The sequence below is a fragment of the Rhodococcus sp. IEGM 1302 genome, from assembly GCF_030056935.1.
GTDB lineage: Bacteria > Actinomycetota > Actinomycetes > Mycobacteriales > Mycobacteriaceae > Rhodococcus_F > Rhodococcus_F qingshengii.
Genome location: NZ_JASHKY010000001.1, coordinates 242,653 through 265,131, shown reverse-complemented (window position 1 = coordinate 265,131; position 22,479 = coordinate 242,653). Strand labels below are relative to the sequence as shown.

General features: G+C 62.6%; 25 protein-coding genes and 1 pseudogene. 11 read left to right on the top strand and 15 right to left on the bottom strand.

Going from position 1 to position 22,479, the window contains the following annotated elements:
- Nucleotides 1–25 precede the first annotated feature (25 nt).
- From QM609_RS01250 to dmpG, 3 genes are read left to right on the top strand one after another with little or no spacing between them, the layout of a single operon-like run.
- Nucleotides 26–853: a 2-keto-4-pentenoate hydratase gene (locus tag QM609_RS01250; RefSeq protein ID WP_007735684.1), complete on the top strand. Its 828-nt coding sequence runs from the start codon at nucleotides 26–28 to the stop codon at nucleotides 851–853.
- Nucleotides 850–1,794, top strand: coding sequence for an acetaldehyde dehydrogenase (acetylating) (locus QM609_RS01245; RefSeq protein WP_003943168.1), 945 nt, complete (start codon nucleotides 850–852; stop codon nucleotides 1,792–1,794). The genes QM609_RS01250 and QM609_RS01245 overlap by 4 nt, the downstream gene beginning before the upstream one ends.
- Complete coding sequence (gene dmpG / locus QM609_RS01240) at nucleotides 1,791–2,819, top strand: 4-hydroxy-2-oxovalerate aldolase (protein ID WP_020909650.1); 1,029 nt, start codon at nucleotides 1,791–1,793, stop codon at nucleotides 2,817–2,819. The genes QM609_RS01245 and dmpG overlap by 4 nt, the downstream gene beginning before the upstream one ends.
- 111 nt (nucleotides 2,820–2,930) lie before the next feature.
- Here the strand turns inward: dmpG and QM609_RS01235 are convergent, their stop codons facing one another.
- On the bottom strand, nucleotides 2,931–3,752 hold the full coding sequence (locus QM609_RS01235; protein WP_030537432.1) for an alpha/beta fold hydrolase: 822 nt from the start codon (nucleotides 3,750–3,752) through the stop codon (nucleotides 2,931–2,933).
- A 120-nt stretch (nucleotides 3,753–3,872) separates the two neighbouring features.
- Nucleotides 3,873–5,699, bottom strand: a complete 1,827-nt coding sequence (locus QM609_RS01230) for a GAF domain-containing sensor histidine kinase (protein WP_050654954.1) — start codon at nucleotides 5,697–5,699, stop codon at nucleotides 3,873–3,875.
- A gap of 75 nt (nucleotides 5,700–5,774) precedes the next feature.
- Here QM609_RS01230 and QM609_RS01225 point away from each other — a divergent pair, with 75 nt between their 5' ends.
- On the top strand, nucleotides 5,775–6,149 hold the full coding sequence (locus QM609_RS01225) for a response regulator (RefSeq protein WP_030537434.1): 375 nt from the start codon (nucleotides 5,775–5,777) through the stop codon (nucleotides 6,147–6,149).
- Between the two features lie 27 nt (nucleotides 6,150–6,176).
- Here QM609_RS01225 and QM609_RS01220 read toward each other — a convergent pair whose 3' ends face one another.
- Nucleotides 6,177–6,833 (bottom strand): response regulator, encoded by a 657-nt coding sequence (locus tag QM609_RS01220; RefSeq protein ID WP_030537435.1) that lies wholly within the window; start codon nucleotides 6,831–6,833, stop codon nucleotides 6,177–6,179.
- 356 nt (nucleotides 6,834–7,189) lie between these two features.
- On the opposite strand from QM609_RS01220, the gene QM609_RS01215 reads away from it, so the two are divergent.
- Nucleotides 7,190–7,651, top strand: coding sequence for a DUF6389 family protein (locus QM609_RS01215; protein ID WP_050654953.1), 462 nt, complete (start codon nucleotides 7,190–7,192; stop codon nucleotides 7,649–7,651).
- A gap of 62 nt (nucleotides 7,652–7,713) precedes the next feature.
- Here the strand turns inward: QM609_RS01215 and QM609_RS29240 are convergent, their stop codons facing one another.
- The 3 genes and pseudogenes from QM609_RS29240 to QM609_RS01205 all read right to left on the bottom strand — a co-directional run bounded on the left by QM609_RS29240 (nucleotide 7,714) and on the right by QM609_RS01205 (nucleotide 8,654).
- Entirely contained in the window at nucleotides 7,714–7,806 is a 93-nt protein-coding gene (locus QM609_RS29240) for a mycothiol transferase (protein WP_370852753.1), read from the bottom strand.
- 79 nt (nucleotides 7,807–7,885) lie between these two features.
- Nucleotides 7,886–8,044: pseudogene (locus tag QM609_RS29235) on the bottom strand (mini-circle protein); the annotation flags it as partial.
- 133 nt (nucleotides 8,045–8,177) lie between these two features.
- Nucleotides 8,178–8,654: a hypothetical protein gene (locus tag QM609_RS01205; protein ID WP_083745013.1), complete on the bottom strand. Its 477-nt coding sequence runs from the start codon at nucleotides 8,652–8,654 to the stop codon at nucleotides 8,178–8,180.
- Nucleotides 8,655–9,029: 375 nt separating this feature from the next.
- Here QM609_RS01205 and QM609_RS01200 point away from each other — a divergent pair, with 375 nt between their 5' ends.
- Nucleotides 9,030–9,401: an SdpI family protein gene (locus QM609_RS01200; RefSeq protein ID WP_158656626.1), complete on the top strand. Its 372-nt coding sequence runs from the start codon at nucleotides 9,030–9,032 to the stop codon at nucleotides 9,399–9,401.
- Nucleotides 9,402–9,445: 44 nt separating this feature from the next.
- Here the strand turns inward: QM609_RS01200 and QM609_RS01195 are convergent, their stop codons facing one another.
- The 4 genes from QM609_RS01195 to QM609_RS01180 all read right to left on the bottom strand — a co-directional run bounded on the left by QM609_RS01195 (nucleotide 9,446) and on the right by QM609_RS01180 (nucleotide 12,421).
- On the bottom strand, nucleotides 9,446–10,480 hold the full coding sequence (locus tag QM609_RS01195; protein WP_050654951.1) for a HEAT repeat domain-containing protein: 1,035 nt from the start codon (nucleotides 10,478–10,480) through the stop codon (nucleotides 9,446–9,448).
- A 13-nt stretch (nucleotides 10,481–10,493) separates the two neighbouring features.
- Nucleotides 10,494–11,159 (bottom strand): HEAT repeat domain-containing protein, encoded by a 666-nt coding sequence (locus tag QM609_RS01190; RefSeq protein ID WP_179090777.1) that lies wholly within the window; start codon nucleotides 11,157–11,159, stop codon nucleotides 10,494–10,496.
- 82 nt (nucleotides 11,160–11,241) lie between these two features.
- Complete coding sequence (locus QM609_RS01185) at nucleotides 11,242–11,712, bottom strand: DUF2269 family protein (RefSeq protein WP_003943264.1); 471 nt, start codon at nucleotides 11,710–11,712, stop codon at nucleotides 11,242–11,244.
- A gap of 34 nt (nucleotides 11,713–11,746) precedes the next feature.
- On the bottom strand, nucleotides 11,747–12,421 hold the full coding sequence (locus tag QM609_RS01180) for a DJ-1/PfpI family protein (RefSeq protein ID WP_007735669.1): 675 nt from the start codon (nucleotides 12,419–12,421) through the stop codon (nucleotides 11,747–11,749).
- A 205-nt stretch (nucleotides 12,422–12,626) separates the two neighbouring features.
- Between QM609_RS01180 and QM609_RS01175 the strand changes: the two genes are divergently transcribed.
- Nucleotides 12,627–13,571 (top strand): GlxA family transcriptional regulator, encoded by a 945-nt coding sequence (locus QM609_RS01175; RefSeq protein WP_042922997.1) that lies wholly within the window; start codon nucleotides 12,627–12,629, stop codon nucleotides 13,569–13,571.
- Nucleotides 13,572–13,579: 8 nt separating this feature from the next.
- Here QM609_RS01175 and QM609_RS01170 read toward each other — a convergent pair whose 3' ends face one another.
- Together QM609_RS01170 and QM609_RS01165 are read right to left on the bottom strand one after the other, a co-directional pair.
- On the bottom strand, nucleotides 13,580–14,632 hold the full coding sequence (locus tag QM609_RS01170; protein ID WP_042922926.1) for an ABC transporter substrate-binding protein: 1,053 nt from the start codon (nucleotides 14,630–14,632) through the stop codon (nucleotides 13,580–13,582).
- Nucleotides 14,633–14,794: 162 nt separating this feature from the next.
- The gene (locus QM609_RS01165) at nucleotides 14,795–15,466 is read right to left on the bottom strand and encodes a DNA alkylation repair protein (RefSeq protein ID WP_030537444.1); all 672 of its coding nucleotides are present in this window, start codon (nucleotides 15,464–15,466) and stop codon (nucleotides 14,795–14,797) included.
- Nucleotides 15,467–15,612: 146 nt separating this feature from the next.
- On the opposite strand from QM609_RS01165, the gene QM609_RS01160 reads away from it, so the two are divergent.
- Both QM609_RS01160 and QM609_RS01155 read left to right on the top strand, forming a co-directional pair.
- Entirely contained in the window at nucleotides 15,613–16,959 is a 1,347-nt protein-coding gene (locus QM609_RS01160; protein ID WP_007735660.1) for an APC family permease, read from the top strand.
- 25 nt (nucleotides 16,960–16,984) lie between these two features.
- Nucleotides 16,985–17,353 (top strand): hypothetical protein, encoded by a 369-nt coding sequence (locus QM609_RS01155; protein ID WP_042448254.1) that lies wholly within the window; start codon nucleotides 16,985–16,987, stop codon nucleotides 17,351–17,353.
- A gap of 50 nt (nucleotides 17,354–17,403) precedes the next feature.
- Here QM609_RS01155 and QM609_RS01150 read toward each other — a convergent pair whose 3' ends face one another.
- Both QM609_RS01150 and QM609_RS01145 read right to left on the bottom strand, forming a co-directional pair.
- Nucleotides 17,404–18,108: an SDR family NAD(P)-dependent oxidoreductase gene (locus QM609_RS01150; protein WP_042448150.1), complete on the bottom strand. Its 705-nt coding sequence runs from the start codon at nucleotides 18,106–18,108 to the stop codon at nucleotides 17,404–17,406.
- Between the two features lie 108 nt (nucleotides 18,109–18,216).
- Nucleotides 18,217–19,551 (bottom strand): aminotransferase class I/II-fold pyridoxal phosphate-dependent enzyme, encoded by a 1,335-nt coding sequence (locus QM609_RS01145; RefSeq protein WP_225320193.1) that lies wholly within the window; start codon nucleotides 19,549–19,551, stop codon nucleotides 18,217–18,219.
- 79 nt (nucleotides 19,552–19,630) lie between these two features.
- On the opposite strand from QM609_RS01145, the gene QM609_RS01140 reads away from it, so the two are divergent.
- Nucleotides 19,631–20,257, top strand: a complete 627-nt coding sequence (locus QM609_RS01140; RefSeq protein WP_030537447.1) for an FMN-binding negative transcriptional regulator — start codon at nucleotides 19,631–19,633, stop codon at nucleotides 20,255–20,257.
- 39 nt (nucleotides 20,258–20,296) lie between these two features.
- Here QM609_RS01140 and QM609_RS01135 read toward each other — a convergent pair whose 3' ends face one another.
- A complete protein-coding gene (locus QM609_RS01135) occupies nucleotides 20,297–21,193 on the bottom strand; it encodes an SDR family oxidoreductase (protein ID WP_050654950.1) in 897 nt (298 codons plus the stop codon).
- Nucleotides 21,194–21,476: 283 nt separating this feature from the next.
- Between QM609_RS01135 and QM609_RS01130 the strand changes: the two genes are divergently transcribed.
- Nucleotides 21,477–22,442: a DUF8129 domain-containing protein gene (locus QM609_RS01130; RefSeq protein WP_283336904.1), complete on the top strand. Its 966-nt coding sequence runs from the start codon at nucleotides 21,477–21,479 to the stop codon at nucleotides 22,440–22,442.
- The last annotated feature ends 37 nt before the right edge of the window (nucleotides 22,443–22,479 follow it).

Genomic DNA, 22,479 nt, shown 5'->3' with positions numbered 1-22,479 from the left:
CGGTGCCGCGGCGAAAGTAGTGGCCATGAGCCAGCCCACGAATACCAGTACAGCTAGCGAGACCGACATCGCAGCTGCTGCGGACCGCCTCGCAGCCGCCATCGCGAGCGGCACTCCCTGCGCGCCCGTGCGCGATCTGATCGGCGCCGACGACCTCGTCGCCGCCTATGCCGTCCAGCGCCGCGTCGACGAAATCCGTCGGCAGGCGGGGGCCGTGGTCGTAGGCCGCAAGATCGGCCTGACCTCGGTGGCAGTCCAGCAGCAGCTCGGTGTCGACCAGCCCGACCTCGGCGTGCTGTACGCCGACATGGAGTTCCCCGCCGGCGGCGCCATCCCCATGAGCCGTTTGATCCAGCCCAAGGTCGAAGCGGAAGTTGCCTTCGTGCTCGGTGCCGACCTCGTGGACGGACCGCTGGACAGTGCGCAGGTGCGCGGTGCGATCGACTACGCCGTCGCCGCGATCGAGATCTGCGACAGCCGCATCGAGTCGTGGGACATCAAGTTCGGTGACACCGTCGCCGACAATGCGTCCTCGGGCGTGTACGTCCTGGGAACCGAACGACGCACCCTCGACGAGGTGGAACCCGCCGGCGTCGTCATGTCGATGTCCGTCGACGGCACCGAGGTGTCCACCGGCGTCGGAACCGCCTGCCTGGGCGATCCGATCGAAGCCGTCGTCTGGCTCGCCCGCACTGCACGTGAGTTGGGGCAGCCGCTGACCGCAGGGCAGGTGATCCTGTCCGGCGCTCTCGGCCCCATGGCACCGGTCACCGCAGGCAACGTAGTCACCGTGACCGTCTCCGGGCTCGGTTCCGTCACCACCAGTTTCTCCAGCGAAGAGGACAACGCATGAGCAAGGTCAAGGTCGCGATCATCGGATCGGGCAACATCGGCACGGATCTGATGATCAAGGTGCTGCGCAACTCCGACTACCTGGAGATGGGCGCGATGGTCGGTATCGACCCCGCGTCCGACGGCCTCGCTCGCGCGGCGCGTCTGAACGTGCCGATCACGGCAGAAGGCGTCGAAGGCCTTGTCGGTCTGCCGAACTTCGACGAGATCGAGATCGTCTTCGACGCCACCTCGGCAAAGGCTCACGTGGCCAACAACGCGCGGCTAGCTCCCCTCGGCAAGCGCATGATCGACCTGACGCCTGCCGCGATTGGACCGTACGTCGTACCGGCTGTCAACGCGGACGAGCACTTGGACGCACCCAACGTCAACATGGTGACGTGTGGCGGCCAGGCCACCATCCCGATGGTTGCCGCTGTTTCTCGGGTCGTCCCGGTGGCGTACGCGGAGATCGTCGCATCCATCGCCTCCAAGTCGGCCGGTCCCGGAACGCGCGCCAACATCGACGAGTTCACCGAGACCACGTCCGAGGCGATCGTGGCAGTCGGCGGCGCTCGTCGCGGCAAGGCCATCATCATCCTCAACCCCGCTGAGCCGCCGCTCATCATGCGCGACACGGTCTTCTGCCTCGTCGACGCACCGGACCCGGCTGTTCACGACGAGATCCGTCAGTCGATCGAGAAGATGGTCGGCGACGTGTCCGCGTATGTCCCCGGCTACCGGCTCAAGCAGGAAGTCCAGATCACCGAGATCCCGGCCGACCAGCCCGTCGAGACGTTGCTCGTCGACGGCAATCGCCCCACCCACCAGGTGTCGGTGTTCCTCGAGGTCGAGGGCGCGGCACACTACCTGCCTGCGTACGCCGGCAATCTCGACATCATGACGTCCGCCGGAATGCAGATCGCGGAGCGCATCGCCCAGCAGAAGGAAGCAACCAAGTGAGCAACCGCAAGATCTTCGTCCAGGACGTCACCCTTCGTGACGGCATGCACGCTGTCCGCCACCGCATTTCGCCCACCGACGTCAAGCGGATCGTCACAGCTCTCGACGCTGCCGGCGTCGACGCGATCGAAGTAGCACACGGTGACGGCCTCGCCGGCGGCTCGCTCAACTACGGCCCCGGCTCGAACACCGACTGGGAATGGATCGAAGCAGCGGCCGAGGTACTCGAGCACGCTCGTCTCACCACGCTGCTACTTCCGGGTGTCGGCACGATCAGTGAACTCAAGCATGCCTACGACCTCGGTGTGCGCTCGGTTCGCGTTGCCACGCACTGCACCGAGGCCGACGTCTCCGCGCAGCACATCGAAACCGCCCGCGAGATCGGCATGGACGTCTCGGGCTTCCTGATGATGAGCCACATGGCGCCTGCCGAGGAACTGGCCAAGCAGGCCAAGTTGATGGAATCGTATGGCGCGCACTGCGTCTACGTCACCGACTCGGGTGGACGTCTGGTGATGAACGACGTCGCGGATCGTGTTCGTGCATACCGCGACATCCTCGACGAGGGCACCGAAATCGGTATCCACGCCCATGAGAATCTCTCGCTCTCGGTTGCCAATTCCGTTGTTGCAGTGCAGAACGGCGTCACCCGCGTCGATGCTTCGCTTGCCGGTCACGGCGCCGGTGCCGGCAACTGCCCCCTCGAGGCCTTCATCGCCGTCGCCAACATCGAGGAGTGGGAGCACGGCTGCGACCTGTTCGCCCTGCAGGATGCCGCCGACGACATCGTCCGACCGCTGCAGGACCGGCCGGTCCGCGTCGATCGCGAAACCCTCACTCTCGGCTACGCCGGCGTGTACTCGAGCTTCCTGCGCCACGCCGAAGCTGCGTCGGAGCGCTACGGAATCGACGTTCGCACACTGCTGCTCGAAGCTGGACGCCGCCGTCTGGTGGGTGGTCAGGAGGACATGATCGTCGACATCGCGCTCACCCTCGCAGCGCAGGCGACAAAGGAAGCAGTCTGACGCGCTGCCGAGTTCGCTGACACCCGAGTCCCGTCTCCGGACGAGGGCGGGACTCTGTCGCGTAAAGGCCGGTGGTGACCATACGGTCACCACCGGCCTGGGCTGAATGGCTTACTTGGCGATGAAGTCGAGAATGTCTGCGTCCAAAGCCTTCTGGTAGTCGCCGTAGATTCCGTGCGGCGCACCCTTGTAGATCTTCAATGTGCCGTCATTGACCAATTCGATTGCCTTGAGGGCGGCTGCGCCAATAGGAACGATCTGGTCGTCGTCACCCTGCGCAATGAAGACGGGAACGGTCAACGCCTTCAAGTCCTCGCTGAAGTCCGTCTCCGAGAACGCCTTGACACAGTCGTAGGCAGCTGCCAGATTGACCAGCATTCCCTGGCGCCAGAAATCGTCCTTCGCCCCCTGGGACACGTTCGACCCCTCGCGATTTGCGCCGAAGAACGGCTCGGCGATGTCGCGATAGAACTGCGAACGGTCGGTGAGAACTCCGGACCGGATGTCGTCGAACGCTTCGATCGGTGTGCCCTCCGGGTTGTTCTCCGACTTCACCATGATCGGCGGAACGGCGCCGGCGGTGATCACCTTGGCAACACGCCCTGCGCCGTGTTGCGCTGCGTACCGAACGACCTCGCCGCCTCCGGTCGAGTGACCGACGAGCGTCAGATCGTGGAGGTCGAGCGCTTCGACGAGTTCAGCCAGATCACGGGCATAGGTATCCATGTCGTTGCCCTGATAGGTCTTCGAGGACCGGCCGTGGCCGCGACGGTCGTGTGCGATGGCACGGTAACCGGCGTCGGCGAGCACCTTGAGTTCCAACTGCCAGGCGTCCGAGGAGAGGGGCCAACCGTGGCTGAGCAGCACAGGCCTCCCGGCGCCCTGTTCGGTGTAGTAGATCTCGGTTCCGTCGGAAGTGGTGATGTACGGCATGATGTCCTCCTGGGCGAAAGGTTCTCGTTGGGTAACAAGAACATTCGTCCACTTCAGGAGCGATGTCGTCGCTGCTGGCTTCCATTGTGGGGGAGCGCTACCCGGGGAACCCACTACCGGCTAACTGGTAGAGGGATCGATGCGAACGGTGATGGTGGTGCCACCACCGACCGGGCTCGAGATCGTCAGAGTTCCTCCAACCGCGGCAACGCGGTCCTGCAGCCCGATCAGACCCGAACCGCTTTCGGCGTCTGCTCCCCCCTTGCCATCGTCACTGATGGTGAGGTCCAGACGACCCTCTTGCGAGACGGCCGCGATCGTAACCACGGACGCGTCGGCATATTTCGCGGTGTTGGTGAGCGCTTCAGCGACAACGTAGTACGCCGCGACTTCCACAGAATCGGTTAGTCGAGTGACGATCTCGGCTGTGAGCGCGACCGGGATCGGACTGCGGCGAGCCAAAGTCTTCAGCGCCGGCGCGAGACCCCCGCGGGACAGGATCGCCGGGTGAATCCCTCGCGAGAGTTCACGAAGATCGGTATTGACTTGAGCCAGTGTCTCAACGGTGCGGGCCAAGCTGATTCGCAGCTCATCGAATCCGTCGGGAACTGCGGCCTGAGCGCCGCGTAACTCCATCCCGAGAGTGACGATCCGCTGTTGCGCCCCGTCGTGCAGGTCACGTTCGATGGTTCGGCGGGCTTTGTCGGCTGCAGCCACGACGCGCGCCCTGGACCGTGTGAGCTCGCGCCTGGTTTCACCGTTGTAGACCGCGGTTGCGAGCAGGTCTGCGAAGTCGGTCAACCGGTCCTCGACGTCACTCGCGAGAACACGTCCCGTACCGCCGATGATTACAGCTCCCCACGTCCGACCGTCGACGTTGATCGGTACCCCGATTCCCGTACGCAACCCGCGTCCGCGCAGCCTCCCCGCGATCGCCCCTGTCGCAGTGGTGAAGTCGATGGCAATCGGCGCACCCGAAGTCTCGACGATCGTGCAGACGTTGTATCCACCGACAGGGAAGCGTTCACCCGGGATCAATCGTTCTCCGGTTGTAGTATCGTCCCGCGCAGCGAGAATTGTGAAGTAGTCGTCGTCGTCGTAACGCACGACCGACACGTGTTCGATGTCCAGTCCGTCGGCCAACTCCGCGGCGACAGCATGATGGACATCGTCGGGTTCGGCTCTCGAGGCAACAAGTGTCGCTACGCGTCGCAGTGAAGCCTGCTGACGCGCCAACGCGAGAGTCTGTTCGAGAAGTACCCCGCGATCTCGCACAGCGGCAAGCAGGGCCTCGAGCGACGGTACGATTCGTTGAACGCGGCGAGCATCGGCCTGGGTCAACTCTGCCGGTACAAGTAGCGAACCCGCGACACAGGCTCCATCCCGTAGAACGATCCGCCTCTGCCCGCGCCCCACCGGGGCATCCGCGGGCCCTAACTTCGCATACGGCGCGGGCAGGTCGAGCACGGCGGACAATCGCACGCTCGCGTCGTCAAGCATCTCCACTACATTCGACGTCCGAAGCATCGTCCGAGCCAGCGCAGCCAACAGATCCGCCTCACGACGACGCTGATCCGATTCCATGGCGCGAAGACGTGACTGACCGACGAGAACGTTGGTCAGCAAGGCCAGGACGAGAAAAACCACCACTGCCGGTACAAGGCTTTCACGGCTTTCGACGACGTGGATGTAGGCGTACGCGGCAGTGCTGGCAACCGCCGTCGCCATTGACAGCCGAAATCCCCAGCCTGCCGAAACGACGAGGACACCGAAAAGAAAAACCGCGCCGAACGCATTCTCGGGTGCAATCCGCTTCAACATCAGAACGAGAAGAATCTCCACGACAATCAATCCCGTAGCCAGGGCGATGCCCCAACCGAGGGGAGGAGCGCTCGGACGCAGCACGGACGTGACGAGACGGCCGCGCAACGGAACTGACGAAGTCATCGGACGCCCGGGTTCCCCGAGAAATTACGGGTAGCGGTAATGCCGGGTGCGCCGACGTCTGACAGCCTTGACAGGGTGAAGTCTTCCGACCGGAGCTGCCTCATCGTCGACGACAGCGATGCATTCTGCACCGCTGCACGACGAGTGCTCGAGGCCGCGGGTATGACGGTTGTCGGAACCGCATCCAGCCTCGGCACGGCCATCACAGTGGCCGAAGCTACCCACCCCGACCTGGTCCTGGTGGACATCGACCTCGGTTTCGAAAGCGGATTCGACGTGGTGGAGATTCTCCACGCCGCCGGTTTGGCGCCGACGCCGGCCATCATCCTTGTGTCGACACACGACGAAGAAGACTTCGCCGATCTTGTCGAATCGAGTTCAGCCATCGGATTCCTCTCGAAGTTCGAACTGTCCGCAGACTCGATTGCGCGGATTCTTTCGCAAGGATGAGTGTGCCGATTCAAACGCAGACACCCGTCAGCTGACGGCATCGAGATACATGATGACTGCGCGCACGCGGCGATGGTCGTCGGCGGTACTCTCCAGATCGAGCTTGGTGAGGATGCTCCGCACGTGCTTTTCGACGGTGCCCTCGGTGATCCACAGCCGACGCCCTATCCCCACGTTCGACAGGCCTTCTGCCATCAGCGTCAGCACTTCTCGCTCGCGGACGCTAAGTGCCGCCAACGGGTCGTCACGTCGCCTGGCCGCCACCAATTCGTAGACCAGAGCGGGATCGATGACCGAGGCGCCGGCTGCGATCCTGTCGAGCGTCGCGACGAAATCGTCTACGTCGGTCACTCGACTCTTGAGGAGGTACCCGATCCCCTTCCCTCCGTCGAGAAGCTCCAACGCATGATCGACCTCGACATGTGCTGACAGTAAAAGCATTGCAACGGAGGGGAACTCTCTTCTTATACGCAGCGCTGCGTCGAGCCCTTCCGAAGTGTGTGACGGTGGCATCCGGATGTCGATGATGGCCAGTTGCGGATTTTGCCCGTCGACCAGTGTCAGCAGTTCGTCCGCATCCCCTGCCTGTCCGACGATTTCCAGGCCTGCCCGAGTGAGCAGGCTGGCCACCCCCTCCCGTAGGAGCACGTCGTCGTCGGCGATGACCACTCGCAGGGCCGTCACAAGACTCGGCTCGATACCTGTTGCACGAGGGCCGCCTTCCACTTGCAGTCCGCACTCGCAAGTGCGTGGCGGCCGGAGATGGGACCACCGCTTAAAAGATAACGGACATATGCCACCTTCACCGCTCTGATCTCGAGGAGCGAAACCGTCGTGCGCAGATTCCGCACTCAACGCTGCGAGTCTCCCCACATCAATACAAGCCAAACCCTATCGATTTCCGAAAATGCTTGCAGGCGAATGGTTATCCTTTGACACGAAGATGCACTGCGAGTCCCCCAGGTCTCGTCATCGCTCCACATTTCGGCCAAGACCCGATACCACCATGCTCGAAGCCACGAGTTCTATATTCTGAGTCCGTGGAAGCTACCGAATACCGTGACTCGCTGAGGTCCGTCCTCGACACCACATCGTCGGTAGTCGAAAGCCGGCTGGCGGCGATGCGCGCCGCGGCGACAGCACATGCCGAAGGCATTGTCATCGACGTCTCCGTGGACCAGGACGGCGAGGGCACTTTCGGCGTCTGGGCGCGATTCGACGATCCGGATGCGTTCAGTTTGAATCAGCAGATCGGCGACGAGCGGGAGCTTTTCAGCGTGATCTGGGGTGAGGAAGGCTGGGAGCCACCGGTTCCCACTCGTCCGCGAGAGTGGTCACGCACGGAACTCGAGAAAGTTATCGTCGGTGTCGGTGCCGAGTGGATCGGCGCGCTCGTTCCCCCGACTGCATCCGAACTGCACTGGGAAGTAACAACTCCCGACGGAGCGACCGACCCGATACCTGTGGGCCCCGATTTCGGTAGTGGACATTCGCCTCAATGAAGCGCGGAAGCTGTCGGCGAGACGGACGACTTCGAACCACTGTTGTGATCGATGTTGCGATGTCACCGACCGGTCGAACCGTCGATAAGTTCGCGGAGGATGTCAGCGTGCCCGGCATGGCGCCCGGTCTCTTCGCTGAAACGTCGCTTTCCAATCCGTCACGTTTTCGGCGAGAAACATCGATCGTTCGACAAAGGTCAAATGATTGACCAGCCCGAGCAAGGTTGTTCCCGACCGAACAATTGTGGTGCGCACCTGAGGTTCCGGAGCACCTTCAACCTCGGCAGCGATCGAATCACGCAGGTAGTCGAGAAACGCGCGCAGCGTATCGGTCTCGCTAATCCCTGTCCGGGGCGGTGGGACATCACGGCGGCTCCGACGCGACGTTGCCATGGTGGATCTCCTTCCTCGGTGAAGAACGACGAAGAGGCTTCATTCCTGGATAGGCAGTACCGATCCTTCCGAACTCACGCCGATCCCGCATCAAATTTTGCCGTTGCGGCAAAGGCCGGCTTAATTGCCGGTATCACCGCGCCGAATGCAGGTCGCGCACATGTTGAGGCGTCCGCCACTTGCCGACCTCGAACGGCCACCGCCGCAGCGGATAAGCGAGACGGGCCACGAAGTAATTGACGTATTCGACGACGCCGAAAGCCCACACCACCATGATGGCCGCCGCAGTGACGAAATGATCTGGTAGCCAAATGAGCACGCCGAGGAGACCGACCGCCAAGACGACAATGTCGAGGACCCGAAACACACGGTAGAGCGCCGCGAGGCGGGCAGGCATCGGCGCCTGCTCGACCCAGCCTCGGGCAAGCAGCCAATAGACACCCGCTTGCACGAGAACCACGAGCATTGGGGCCAGCGCCGACCACAGCGCCGCGGAGTCTTTCGGACCTTCGAGCCGAGGCATCACGACGCTGACAGCCACGGCGGCAAACACTCCCGCGGCGGCCAGTTCGCCAAGACCGAGGCTCAGGTACCTGCGTCGCAAACTCATTCGCCGTTGATCCACCACGTGAGAGACCATATCCGTTGATCACCGCGCAGCGGGTGCGCAGCAGCTTCGAGGCTTTGCCTGAGATGGATCAGGCTCACAGCCAAAGGAATACGGTTCACCTCGACTTGATTCGGGCGGATCATCCGGCACGTGTTGGCGGATCCGGCGGGAAACCTTTTTTGCCTAGGCAATCCACACTAGGGCTTGTCTGAAAACTAGTCCGAGATCGAGTCCACTGCTCATCCGACAAAGCCTGAAAGTGCGTCACCCGATCAGCAGTACATACATTCGTTCGCATACAGTCGGATGTGTCCCAGCGGCACCCCAGACTGGAATGTCCGCTGTGTCAAATCTGCCGACAGGGGGGCTGGACGGGTGGGATCGCCTGACTTACTGGGTCTGACGGCCTCACTGTCGTCGTCGACGCTTATCCTCGCCTTCGTTGCTGGGCTCATGCCGCGACTGGTCGGTGATGAACCGAATCCCGTTGTCGGCATACGAACGAAGGCAACGATCTCGAGCCCCGAGGCGTGGCAATTGGCCCATCGGATTGCGTGGCCCCTTCTACGCCGGACGGTGTGGACAGCCGTAGTGGGACTGTGCATGCAGGTCACCATCGGTGTCGTGACAGGTTTCGGATCTGTGGTGTCGGCTGTCGCCTCAACAGTCGTGTTTCTAGCGGTGCTCCTTGTCCTGCTCTGTGCAGCGTTGAAGGGCAACGCCGCGGCAAAATCGTTGCGGCGCTGACCACCCGGGCCCGCATTTTTCAGAGGTGCCCTAGTTCTCCGATTTCAGTTCCCGATACGCGGTCGTTCGCGTCGGCGTGGTCCACGGTCCCGCATCGCGAGGATCGCCGCTGCCGTGGACGCGACCGTCTTGTCGTCGTCGCGTGTCAGCCGGGCGAGCGCTTCCCGGGCCGCCGCGCCGGGAATCTCAGCGAGTGCCTGCGTGATTCGCAACCTCGTCGGGGCGTCGTCAGTGCCGTCGAGCCCTGCCTGCACGGCATCGACGACCTCACCGCTTGTCGGTGAGTGCTCCGCGAGAAGACCGAGCACCTCTCCGGCCTCGACGTCGCGTCGCCCGTCGGCGACCATCTCGAGGAGAGCGGGCATCGAGACGGCCTCTCCGCGAGATCCGAGGGTGAGAGCGGCATCAGCGCGGACTATCGCGTCCGAATCATCGAGAGCTCGCTTCAGCGCCCGAGTTGCTTCCTCGGTGTGGATCCCGGAGATGGCCGACGTCGCGCGGCGTCGAACCTCGACGTCCTCCGATTCGAGGCCCTTCGTGAGACCTGCAAGGCCCGCACCTTCGGTCCTCGCCAACGCCCACTGCAACGCTCCGGCCACGTTGGCATCCTTCTCCGACAGGATGGCCTCGACGAGTGCGTCGACGGGCAACGCCGCATTCAGCTCCTGCGACAGGATCGCTTGCTGACGGTGGGCAGCGAACTCGGATTCGAGTGCACGCAACAGCGAGACCATGCGCAGGACGTCATCCCACTCCGAAGGGGCGGATGCGTCGACCCTTTCGAGTTTGGTCAGCAATTCCTCCTCCGCCGCGATCCGTTGCCGAGTGTGTTGCATGAGTTCACCCACCAAATCGGCCGGCGCGAAGTCGGGTTCGTCCAGTGCACGCTTGGCCTCGTTCAACGAGAGCCCCAACGTCCTCAAGCTCTCGACGTGGAAGAGTCGACGGATGTCGTCGGCGGAGTACTCCCGGTAACCGCCGGACGTGCGGCCCGTCGGCTTCACCAGTCCCAAGGTGTCGTAGTGACGCAGCATCCGTGTGCTGACACCACAACGCCGCGAGACCTCGCCGATCAACATCCGTCTCCCCTTCCTACGCGTCCGGGCCGATTGCCGCGACGCGCTTCGCCAACTCGTGTGAGAGTGCGAACCCACCGTCGGGGTCGTGCCAGAGTTGCTTTGTAGCATCAGCATGCGCCCGGACACGCGGATTCGGGTTCATTCCGGCCGCGTCGAGCACCGGGAGTACAGCCTCGCCGAGCCCGGTCAGAGCACGGCTCAGACTGAGCTGCATCTGCAGTTCGCCCCGCCCGAGTTCGGTCGCCAGATCCGCTGCGAGTGCACCCTCGACTCCTGCCGGCACGAGTGCCACTGCGGCGCGCCACGCACTGCGCGCGACCTCGTCGTCCTGGTCGTGCACCAGCGCAGAGACCTCGGGCCACGCGATCGGATCGCCGATCTTGGACAAGGTGTGGAGCGCCTGACTGCGGGCTTGCGAACCATCGGACCCGAGCTCACGGATCAGCCTCGGCACCGTAATTTCGGCCGGCAAGCGGCACAATGCCCAGGTCAGCATGTCGCGGACGAAGAAGTCCGGCTCGACGGCGCACCGATCGATCAGGGCATCCGTCAGCTCAGGGTCCGGGCGCGTGCCGACAGCGAGCGCGGCGCGCAGCCGAACCGAGGGATCAGCCGCGGCCAATGCGTCGACGAGGTGAGCATTCTGCCCACCATGGTTGGTTGTGTTCACGACAACCACCTCCTTCGTCGACCATTGGAGTCCTTGTCACTGTGTCAAGGTCAAGCGTCGCTGTCTCCGACACGGGAAATATCGCCTCGGATCACACGCCGGTTGTCGATCCTGGCCGAAAGATCATCAGCACGACGACAACGACCCAGAGCAGATTGAAGATCCCCGTCGCTGTGCCCAGTCGACGGGTGAGCCGCGTTGCGACATCCACAACGGACCCGGTTCCTTCGATCGCCGCCATTGTCAGCCGTTGGGCGGGAAGCACGACCGCGGTGAGTATCACGGCGGCAACGACGGTGAGTGCGATCGAGGTGAGGATCCACAGGTCACCGAGCACTCCGAGATTGACGGCGGTGGCGACACCGAGCATCGGAACGACAACGCCGATCGTGGCATACACCCGAACGATGCGATGCAGCATGCCCGTCGTCGCAACACTGGCGCTGTCCGGATCGGCGAGCGCGGCGCGGCTCGCCACCGGGAACATACTCGCCGCCACAGCGACGGGGCCGATGGCAAGAATGGCCGCAATCACGTGGAGGGACAGCAGGATTCCGGTCATGGGATTTCTCGCGTTTCGGTACGCACAAGCGTATTCACGCAGCGTCCGGGGCGAAGGTGATTACAGGCTCGGCGCCCTTGGCCGACCACACCGTTCCACGACGCTCGTAGTCGAAGAGCGCTTCGACCTCGAGACTTATCCGGGGCCCGAGGCATCGTTCCAACAGGTACAGGCCAAGGTCGAGACCGGATGTCACACCGCCGGCGGTGATCAGGTCACCGTCGTCGACGATTCGCGCCTGGATCGGAATAACGCCGCCGGCCGCCAGTGCGTCCACGGCAAGATGGTGTGTCACGGCGCGGCGCCCTTCGAGAAGCCCCGCCATCGCCAGCGCCAAAGATCCTCCACAGACGGTCGCAACAAGAACACCAGGATCGTCGAGTGCACGCCGCATCATGACAGGCAGTTCGGTTTCCGTTGTGGCCGCGAGTCTTTCCGGCAAACTGGTGCCCGGCTGGTCCGCATCGGGTTCGAAGAGACCCGATGCTCCGGGAACGATGATCAGATCCGCGTGTTCGACATCGAGGGTTGCAGTGGCGGTCATAGCGAGTTCACCACTTCCACTCAGGACGGTCCGAGGCCCCTCCGCGCTGACGAGTTCGACACTCAACGCCCCACCGCTGGCGAGACCCCCGGCGTAGAGCACCTCGTACGGACCCACGACATCCATGGGATCGAATCCGTCGAACAACACGATCTGCGCGTGCACTGCAACCTCCGATTTTGTGCGACGCGCTCCTGTGCGCTTCGCTGTTCCTACGACAGTAGGAGGAAGTTGACCCCTGCGGCGACGGCTGAAAGCCAACCTTCGACGGCTTTCAGCCAACCTCACATATTCTGTGAAATACCAGTTGAGAGGATATTTCACGACACGAGATCACAGAATCTCGCGCCACATACGCTACGTTTCAGACATGCATGACGTTGCAGTTCTCGCGTTGCCCGGAGTGGTGCCGATGGACCTGGCAGCACCCCTCGAAGTCTTCGGACGATGCAGGCTTCCCTCAGGCGCACCGGCCTACCGGACCGCCGTGTGCGCGCTCACCGAGGAGGTGGAGACCGGAACGTTCACGATGCGCGTACCGCACGGACTGTCACGTCTCGCCCAGGCCAGCACGATCATCATCCCGGGCACCGCCGATCTCGATGTGCCGGTCGACGCCGAGATCATCGACGCCCTCAGATCAGCCGCGGATCGCGGCACACGCATCGCATCACTGTGCGTCGGCGCATTCACGCTCGCCGACACCGGCTTGCTCGACGGACTTCGCGCGACGACGCACTGGGCGGCCGCCGCAGAGTTGGCGCGTCGGCACCCGGCTGTCGACGTCGATGCTGCCGTTCTCTACGTCGACAACGGGCACATCTTGACTTCGGCGGGCGCTGCGGCCGCACTCGACCTCTGTCTGTACATGGTGCGTCAGGACTACGGGTCTGCCGTCGCCGCCGACACGGCACGTCTGAGCGTGATGCCGCTCGAACGTGCCGGAGGGCAAGCACAATTCATCGTCCACGAGCCTCCCGTACCCAGCGGGACAACCCTTCGTCCACTGCTGAACTGGATGGAAGAGAATCTCGGGGAGCAGCTCGACATCACGACAATCGCGGCCAGGGCAACGATGAGCACCCGCACGCTCAACCGCCGCTTCCAGGAACAGATCGGTACAACGCCGTTGCAGTGGCTCCATCACGCGCGGCTCCGCCAAGCGCAATTTCTGCTCGAGACTACCGACCACTCGATCGAACGTGTTGCGGGACAAGTCGGATTCAATGCCGTCACCACGTTCCGCGAACGCTTCCGAGACCTGGTCGGCACCAGCCCACAGCGGTACCGGACACAGTTTCGAACTTCCCGCTAGCGGGCCGGTCAGCCCTTGACGTTGCCGGCAGCGGTGTTCAGAACTGTGGCGACGTCGTCGAGGATGTACGGGATGGTCAGGACCGTCAGTCCGCCGAACGCGAAGTTCTTGTCGACGCTGAAGTCCTTGGTGGATGCCGTACGCCCATCGACGATCACCGGCTGAGCTGCCACCAGTGGCTCGGCGAGGAACGCGTTCAGAGAGTCCTTGTCGTAGGCCACCACGAACAGCACGTCAGACGCAATCAGCGGCGCCTGCTCGGTGCTCAGCTCGAAGTACACGGCCTCGGGATCCTTGACGGGATCGGCCTGCTGGATCGTCGGCTCGTTCTTCAGACCCAGCTGCTCGAGGAACTCGACACGCACGTCGGCGTTCTTACTCACCGCGAAGGTGCTCGGACTGTTCGGGAGTCCGATGGTGACGGTCTTACCTTGCAACGCAGGGTTCTTCGCAGCCGTCGCGCTGATCGCGGCGTTGGTCTTGTCGATGAGCGTGCCGGCCTCGGCCTGTTTACCCAGCGCCTGACCAGCGATGGTCACCTGGTCCTGCCACGACGCGGTCCACGGCTCGTCCTGGAAGGAAACCACCGGCGCGATCTTCGACAGTGCGTCGAATTCCTGCTGAGTGAGCCCGGAGTACGGGGCGAAGATGAGATCTGGTTCAGCCTTGGCGAACTGCTCGACAGGTGCTTCGCCCGTTCCGTCACCCGACAACAAGATCGGCTGCTCGCCACCGAGCTTGTCGAGTGCCTCGGCGTCCCACTTCAGAATGCCCTGCGCGTCGGCCCCGTACTGAGGTCCGGAGAAAGTGGGCATCGCGACCGGGACGACACCGAGCGCCAGGAGGGCGTCCTGATTGGACCATCCCCAGGTTGCGACCCGCCTGGGCTCCTCCTTGATCTCGGCCGTGCCGAGGGCCGACGTGATCGTCACCGGGAACGCGGCGTCGACTGCGGATGAAGTCCGGGTGCTGTCTTTGTCGTCGGTGCTGTCTTTGTCGCTGTTGCTGCTGCAGGCCGCCATTCCGGCCGCCAGCCCGCACGCCGCCACGACGGCTACCATCCGGCGGACACGGCTGCCACCACTTCGTCGCTCTGACAGCCCTCGTCCCAAAATTCTCGCCACGCCAGGACCTCCCGGTCGATCGACCTGCTCAGACACCCCGAGCGGGTGACGGCGCCTAACGTAGCACGAAGGTAACCCTATCCTCAGTTGTCGTGCGCTCTACTTTGCCCTCTGTCGTCGCACCATCTCCGCGATCCAGATGGGCGCAAACGGCGAGGTGCAGTTCGGTGGAGTCGGGTAATCCTCGAGCACCCGCAGTCGCTCACCGATCTCGATTGCCCGGGCGCGGTACTCGGCATGTTCGATCCCGATCTGAGCCAGGCAGTGATTCATCGCCCATTGCAGGCGGTCAGGAGCATCCTTCATCTCCGCCTCGATGACGTCGAGTAGCCCTGAAAGGTCAAGTCCCTCGGGCTTCTTCGCGACACGTTCGGTGGTCAGAGCCCACCCGGCGCTAGCGACCACAGGATCAGGGTCAGCGGTCCAGGCCACCCGCAACTCCTCGGCATGCGGGTTCTTCTTCACCACGTAATTGACGAGCCAGTCCTGCACCTTCGGAGTGCGGGCCTCTCGCAACATGACATCCAACTCGTCACGCTCGAACGCCTTCGGGCGGCAGATCAAAAGGGCCAACAATCGCGCCGCGGTATCGCCCGTCGCCCAAAGCTGTTGTGCGAGTTCCTGCTGAGTCTTCAATCGCTTCGCAACAGCGCGCAGTTTTGTGAGGTTCACACCGTGATCGTCACCGTGCTTCTCGTTCACCGCACGCGCCTTCGGATCTTCGAGAGCAGCCAACTCGTCCATCACCGCGGCAACCGTCGTTTCGGCCACTTCGTCCTCCAGTCACTACTTCTGCGATTCCCCTACAAGCAAAGCACGGGAAGGCGGGCGACCTACGTTTGAAACCTCGGCCAATGGGTACATGACTGCTCCTGAGGTGGCGGCACGTCACCATGAAGACAGGATGAACCTTGCACATGCGACGCGCCGCGAGGGCCGAGAACGTGGACGAAACCGCACGCCGCGACGAAGGCGGCGGTACGAACACTCTGACCCGGGCGATAACCGGCCCACTCCTTTTCGTGTTCATCCTCGGAGATGTTCTGGGCGCCGGTATCTACGCGTTGGTGGGCGTCATCGCCGGTGAAGTTGGTGGAGCCGTCTGGGTACCACTGCTCGTAGCGCTCGTCATGGCATTGCTGACAGCAACGTCGTATGCCGAACTGGTCACCAAATATCCGCGAGCGGGCGGCGCAGCCGTCTTCGCCCAACGGGCGTATCGGAAACCACTGATCTCGTTCCTTGTCGGCTTCTCGATGCTGGCGGCCGGCGTAACCAGTGCGGCGGGACTCGCCCTCGCATTCTCGGGCGACTATCTCAAAGCCTTCATCGACGTCCCAACCGTTCCAGCGGCGCTCGTCTTCCTGCTCCTGGTGGGACTTCTCAATGCCAGAGGCATCAAGGAGTCGATGCGCGCCAACGTCGTCATGACAGTCGTGGAGGTCACCGGGCTCGTCCTCGTTGTCGTCCTCGCTTGCATAGTTCTCGGGCGCGGCGACGGAACCCTGAGCCGCGTCGTGGAGTTCGACGACAGCCGATCGCCTGCACTCGCGGTGCTGGCTGCGGCACTCCTCGCGTACTACTCTTTTGTCGGCTTCGAAACGTCCGCGAACGTCGCCGAAGAAGTGAAGAACGTGAGCAAGGTCTACCCACGCGCACTGTTCGGAGCATTACTGACAGCCGGCGCCGCCTATGTCCTTGTCGGCCTGGCTGTCTCGGTGGTCCTGCCCGCCGACGAACTTGCCGCATCCTCCGGGCCACTGCTGGAAGTTGTGTCAGCTGCCGACGTCGGCGTTCCGCCTCGCCTGTTCAGCCTGATCGCGTTGGTCGCCGTCGCCAACGGCGCACTGCTGACAATGATCATGGCGAGCAGGCTGACATACGGGATGGCATCGGAAGGCTTGCTCCCGAGCGTCTTCGCTCGGGTACTGCCGCAGCGACGGACCCCCTGGGTGGCGATTATCGCGACCACAGCAGTTGCCATGGCTCTCTGCGTCACCGGATCGCTGTCAGCCCTGGCGGAGACGGTGGTACTCCTGCTGCTTTTCGTATTCATCAGCACCAACATCGCCGTCCTGGTTCTGCGCCGTGACGCAGTGCAACACAAACACTTCCGAACGCCGATCATCTTCCCGATCCTCGCTCTCGGTACGTGCGTTGCGTTGCTCACCCAGCAGAGCGCTGCGACGTGGTTACGCGCATCATTACTCTTGGCCGTCGGAGTAGTGCTGTACGCCCTCTCCCACCGCCGATCCACGAAGTGAGGTGCGATGTACAGGAGCCGGTGTGATGACCGACAGTTCTGACGCGTCAGATGTAATTCAGCGTCGAGAGCGAAAGATCAACAGGCGAACCCTGACGTACGGCGTGTCAGTCGTTCTGGCTACCGCGGTTTTGGTTATCGCGATCGTGTGGTTGGGCTCCCGGCGGGGCGAATGCTTCGGTACCGACACCTTGCTGTGCTCACAGAAGGATCGCCGACTGGCGGTCTTCGTCCCGAGCCTGATGTTGCTGCTCGGGACCGTGGGCGCGTTCTTGCGAGCCTCCCTGCGATTGCACCGCCTGCGGCGCCTCTACATCCGGCCGTACATGGCGTGGACCTTGGCGGGCCTCACCCTGACGTATCTGACCGGAGCTTACTTCTTGATCGGGGTCTAGATTCTCTGAATACGTCTGTTCAGCAACCAGATTGAGTCGACAGCCGCAAATCAGAATCGCGGATCGTCGATCGCAGTGAGGACTACTTCCCGCACTGACGTCGAAGACGACAAACTCGAGATCGAGCGCACCGTATCCACAACGTCATGTACCGGGACCAGAGATCCCTCTCCCCTGGCGGCAGCGACGTCTCGGGGCACGTCGAGTCCGTCTTCTGTATTGAGATATCCGAGATGAAGGACAGTCACTGCGAGTCTGTCCTTCCGATAGCCCTCTCTCAACGCGTCGGCAATGCCGTTGATCGCGAACTTCGATGCACCGAACGCAACCTCCGGCCTACCGCTTCGCGGGAGTCCCGAGGTGGACCCGGTCAAGATGATCCGAGGTCGAGGACGGCCGATCATTCTCGGGATCAGGCGCTTGAGCAGGAGAATTGTGGCCGTGATGTTGGCGTTGATCATTTCGAGCATTTCGACATCGGATTGATCTGTGAACGCATAATCGGAAGTGAAGGCATCCCCTTCCCAAATTCCGACGTTGCAGATCAGGGTGTCTACACCACCGACAAGCTCCTGATCGATCGAATTCGCTGCCGTAACAGGATCGGTCAGGTCGGCTTCGATCCACTCGGAGACGTCGAACCCGTCAGGACGCCGACGCGATATGCCGAGAACTTCGTCGCCATCGCTCCTCAGACCCTCGATCAAAGCACGACCAAGACCTCGGCTCGCACCGACAACAACCGCCCTCGCCACAATTACACCCTTCGTCGTCGCTCGAACCGATCCTATCGATCCAGCCGTCGCCGGTAGTTTCGTCGAGAAGCGAGAGACTCAGATTCGCACCGTAGTGCAGCTGGACAACTACGGGCTCGCCAATATTTCAGCCAGGGCACTGGCGAACTCGCGTGCTTGGTCAGAGGTGATGGTGGAGGCGGTCACACGAAGTGCCCGGTGGCACTGACCCGGCGTCGCCGAGAACTGACTTCCGTCCCGCACGAGCCAGCCAGACTCGGCGAGTCGCTCGACAATCGGTTCGGAATCCCGATCCAGCGGAACCCAGACATTGAGTCCGTCGAAAGTGTCAGGAACCTCGATATCATGTTCTGACAGTGCAGATTTCAGAAGGGTTCGGCGGCGCTCGTAGACAGCGCGAGCATTGGCGAGGCCGTCGATCACCGTCGGATCACTCAGCAGTTCAGCACTCAAGCGCTGCTGCAGGTGACTGACCCAGTTGGCGCCCGACCGGAGATGAGTGCTCAGCCGAATGCCGGTGTCGAGGTCCGAGGCGACCACTGCCACGCGCAGGTCGGGCCCGAGAAATTTCGACACGGAACGAACAAGCGCCCACCGCGTCGTGCTCATCGGAGCGAGCCGACAGTACCGATTGCTGGACACGGCAGAGAAGTGATCGTCCTCGATTACCAGAACGTGAGGGAACTCGGCCAGGATGCTTCCGAGAATCGCCGCTCGGTCGGCGCTCATGCTGACCCCGGTGGGGTTGTGCGCACGAGGGGTGCAAATAATCGCGCGCACACCACTTTCGAGAGCACGCAGCAGCCCTTGCGGGGTAATACCCGAAGTGTCGATGTCCATCGGTACCGCTCGGAAGCTGTTGGCTTTGAGCGTTCCGATGCTCGCCAGGAAGCACGGATCCTCGATCGCGACGGCGTCACCTCGGGTCAAATGAGCGGTCAACAGTCGCTCGACCGCGTCAACGGCACCGTTGGTGATGGTGATCGAGCACGGCCTTAGAACCTCGTCCTCGATCGAGGAACGTGCCCAGGAATCGAGTAGAGGCTCGGTGGCTGCGGCGCCGTACAACCGGGGCGTGTAAGTGGTCCGGTCCAACGAGGCTCTGAGATCAGGCAGCAATGCCGGATCAGGATTTCCGCTGGCGAGATCCACGCTGCCAGGAAGAGCGATACCGCCTTCTCCTTCCAGGAACGGTATGGCTCGCACGAAGCTGCCGCGCCGGCCCTGTGTCTCCACAACTCCCGCCGCCACGAGCAAGCGATAGGCTCCGGCAACTGTGTTCCGGTGAACCTCGAGATCGTCGGCCAAGGCCCGTATGGGCGGCAACGCATCCCCTGGAGCCAGTACCCCAGCACTGATGAGATTGCGGATGCCCTCGGAAATCTCGCCCGCTGTCCCGCGGACGACATAGAGCCTCACCTGGTCCGCCACAGTGCTGGTCACAGGCTCACTCTATTAGCACATGACAGAACCTCCACGCTGTGACACATTGTCACATGACAAAAAATCTGTGAGGAGACACATGATTCTGCCCGGACAATTCCGCCTCTCCGACGACGCGGTCGCCGACTCTCTCCACGCCGGTGGATTCGGACACCTGGTCACACCGGGCCCCGAGACCCTCGAAGTCACGTCGATGCCACTGCTGTACAACGCCGAAGGAAACGTGTTGGAGGGGCATCTCGCCCGGACGAATCCGCATTGGCGATACACCGGGACATCGGAGTCTCTGGTGATCCTCCCCGGCGCCGACGCCTACGTGAGCCCCGAGTTCTACCCGAGCAAGAGCGTCCACGGGAAGGTCGTCCCGACGTGGAACTACGAAGTTCTCTACGTCTACGGCCAACTGGTTGCGCACGACGACGAGCAGTGGCTGCGTGCGCACGTCACCGCACTGACAGCTCGACATGAATCCGGCCGTGAGAACGAATGGAAGGTCACCGACGCGCCGCCGCAGTTCGTCGATGCGCAGCTGCGAGGGATTGTGGGGATCGAACTGCACGTGGCCCGTGTCTACGGAAAAGCGAAGTTGAATCAAAACCGTTCCCCCGCTGATCGCTCCGGCGTCATCCGGGGTCTGGAGAAGGGCTCATTCTCCGAACGAGAGACCGCCGCAGCGATGGTCGCCGCGGGCCTCGACAACGGTTGACCGTTACGCCGTCGTCGTACGCCTTGTCTAGTCGCACATTCAGGTGAGCGGTTTTCCACCCGTCACGCCGATGACTTCCCCAGTGGTGTAACTGGATTCGCCAGAGGCGAGAAATACATAGGCGGGAGCAAGCTCGGCCGGCTGACCTGCCCGCCCGAGCGGAACGTCGTCCCCGAACGTCTCGAACTTCTCCTTGGGCATCGTCGCCGGAATCAGTGGCGTCCAAATCGGTCCAGGTGCAACGGCATTGACCCTGATTCCCTTTCGTGCGACATCGGCGGCCAACCCCTTGGTGAAGTCGATGATGCCCGCCTTTGTCGTGGCGTAATCGAGCAGCTCGGGCGACGGGGACGCACCTTGGATGGACGAGGTATTCACGATCGTCGATCCGGGCTCCATCTGCGCGATCGCTGCTTTGGAGAGCCAAAATAGTGCGTAGAGGTTGGTTTTCATCACACGGTCGAATTGTTCGGTGGTGATATCGGTGATGCCGCCCATCTGCACCATCTGAAACGCGGCGTTGTTCACCAAGATGTCGAGTCCGCCGAGTTCACGCACCGCGGTTTCGACCAAAGCAGAACAGTGTTCCTCGCTTCGGAGATCTCCCGGCACCGAGACGGCTTTGCGACCTGCCTCCTCGACCCAGCGAGCGGTTTCCCGAGCGTCCTGTTCTTCCTCGTCGAGATAACTCAGGACAACGTCCGCGCCTTCTCTGGCAAATGCAATCGCGACCGCACGTCCGATGCCCGAATCTGCTCCGGTGACAATCGCACGCCTTCCTTCGAGTCGACCGCTTCCTCGATAGGTGTTTTCACCGTGGTCGGGAGGAGAAATCATGTCTGCGGTGAGACCGGGGTGTGCGATCTCCGCCTGCCGCTCACGCACAGGAGCGGGGAACCGCGTGGTCGGGTCCTGCATTGCGTACTGGTCCGGCATATCGATACTCCTCGGGTGACGCAGTTTCTCGTGGGCTTCTGGATGGATGCACTGCACATGCCTCCTTCCCACCGAATAGAAATCGAAACCTCGGGGTGGCCGGGATCTCACTCGTCCTGGCGCCGACGATCTCGGTGCGTCGACCCCACTTGTTCGTTGTGGTTACTACGCGGTAGGTCGGGGTAGCCCGCGTAGCGGCGGTGGCTCCGCGACCCGCGGAGCACTCGTCGAGCAGAAGCTGAACATCACGTAAAGCACGCACCGACGAAGGGACGACCCCGATATGAGCAACTCCGAAACCACGTCCGCCTCGATCACCCAGTTACGCATCCTCCTCGGTCTGACGCACACCGAGATCCAGGTCGCCGAAACGCGCGTCGCACAGGCCAGAACCGAGGCTGTTCGACGCGAATTGACGGAAAACGCAGAGAACGGCCGTGAAAGGGCGAGTTCCATAGAGTCCACTGTTCGCGATCTGGGGGGCGTGCCGGAATTGGTCGGTCCGTTCCTCGGACGCGCGACAGCCGGAGTGAAAGCGATGGTCGAACAGGCTCAGCCCTTCGACGAAGCGGTATTGGGAGACCTTGCGCTCGAACATCAACTCCTCGACCGTTCCCGCTACCTCAAGGCCCTGGCCACTGCCGGCGGCGATCAGACCGTCGCGGCGTTGGCCGACCGCCTCATCGCTGCACACTCCGCGACCGTGGACTGGCTCACGACTGTCTTGGCCGAAGAGGCACTCGGTGGACCGGCAGCTTTGCGCCGCACACCGATGCAAGCTGCCACCGGCGCGGCGATACGGCTGGTCAACGTTCCGGTCTCCTGGTCCACCCGCAGTCTCGACCGTGCCATCGACGCTGTTCGCACCTCACCGCCGGTACTGGGTGAGCTGATCAGCTGGGGCGCATATGCCGGTGACGTGACTGTGAAAACACTCTCGGCCAGTAGGGATGCGGCCATCGCCACGGCTGAGAAGGTCACTCGCCGAGAAGGTGCTGACGGTGCCGCCGACGTCTTCCGTTCGGTACGGAAGTCGAGTGGGCTACTCGACCCCACTGAACTTCCCATCGAAGACTTCGACGAACTCAACGTCACCCAAGCCGTCTCCGCTGTGAAGGAACTGACCGACGCCGCACAGGTGCGGGACATCGTTGCGTACGAGGAAGCGCACAAGAACCGACACGGCGTCGTATCCGCTGCCCAGGCAAGACTCGCAGCGATCGCCCAGGAAGTCGTCGGAATCAACTAGAGCGTTCAATCGACATATCGAGAGTCCGACTCTCGGA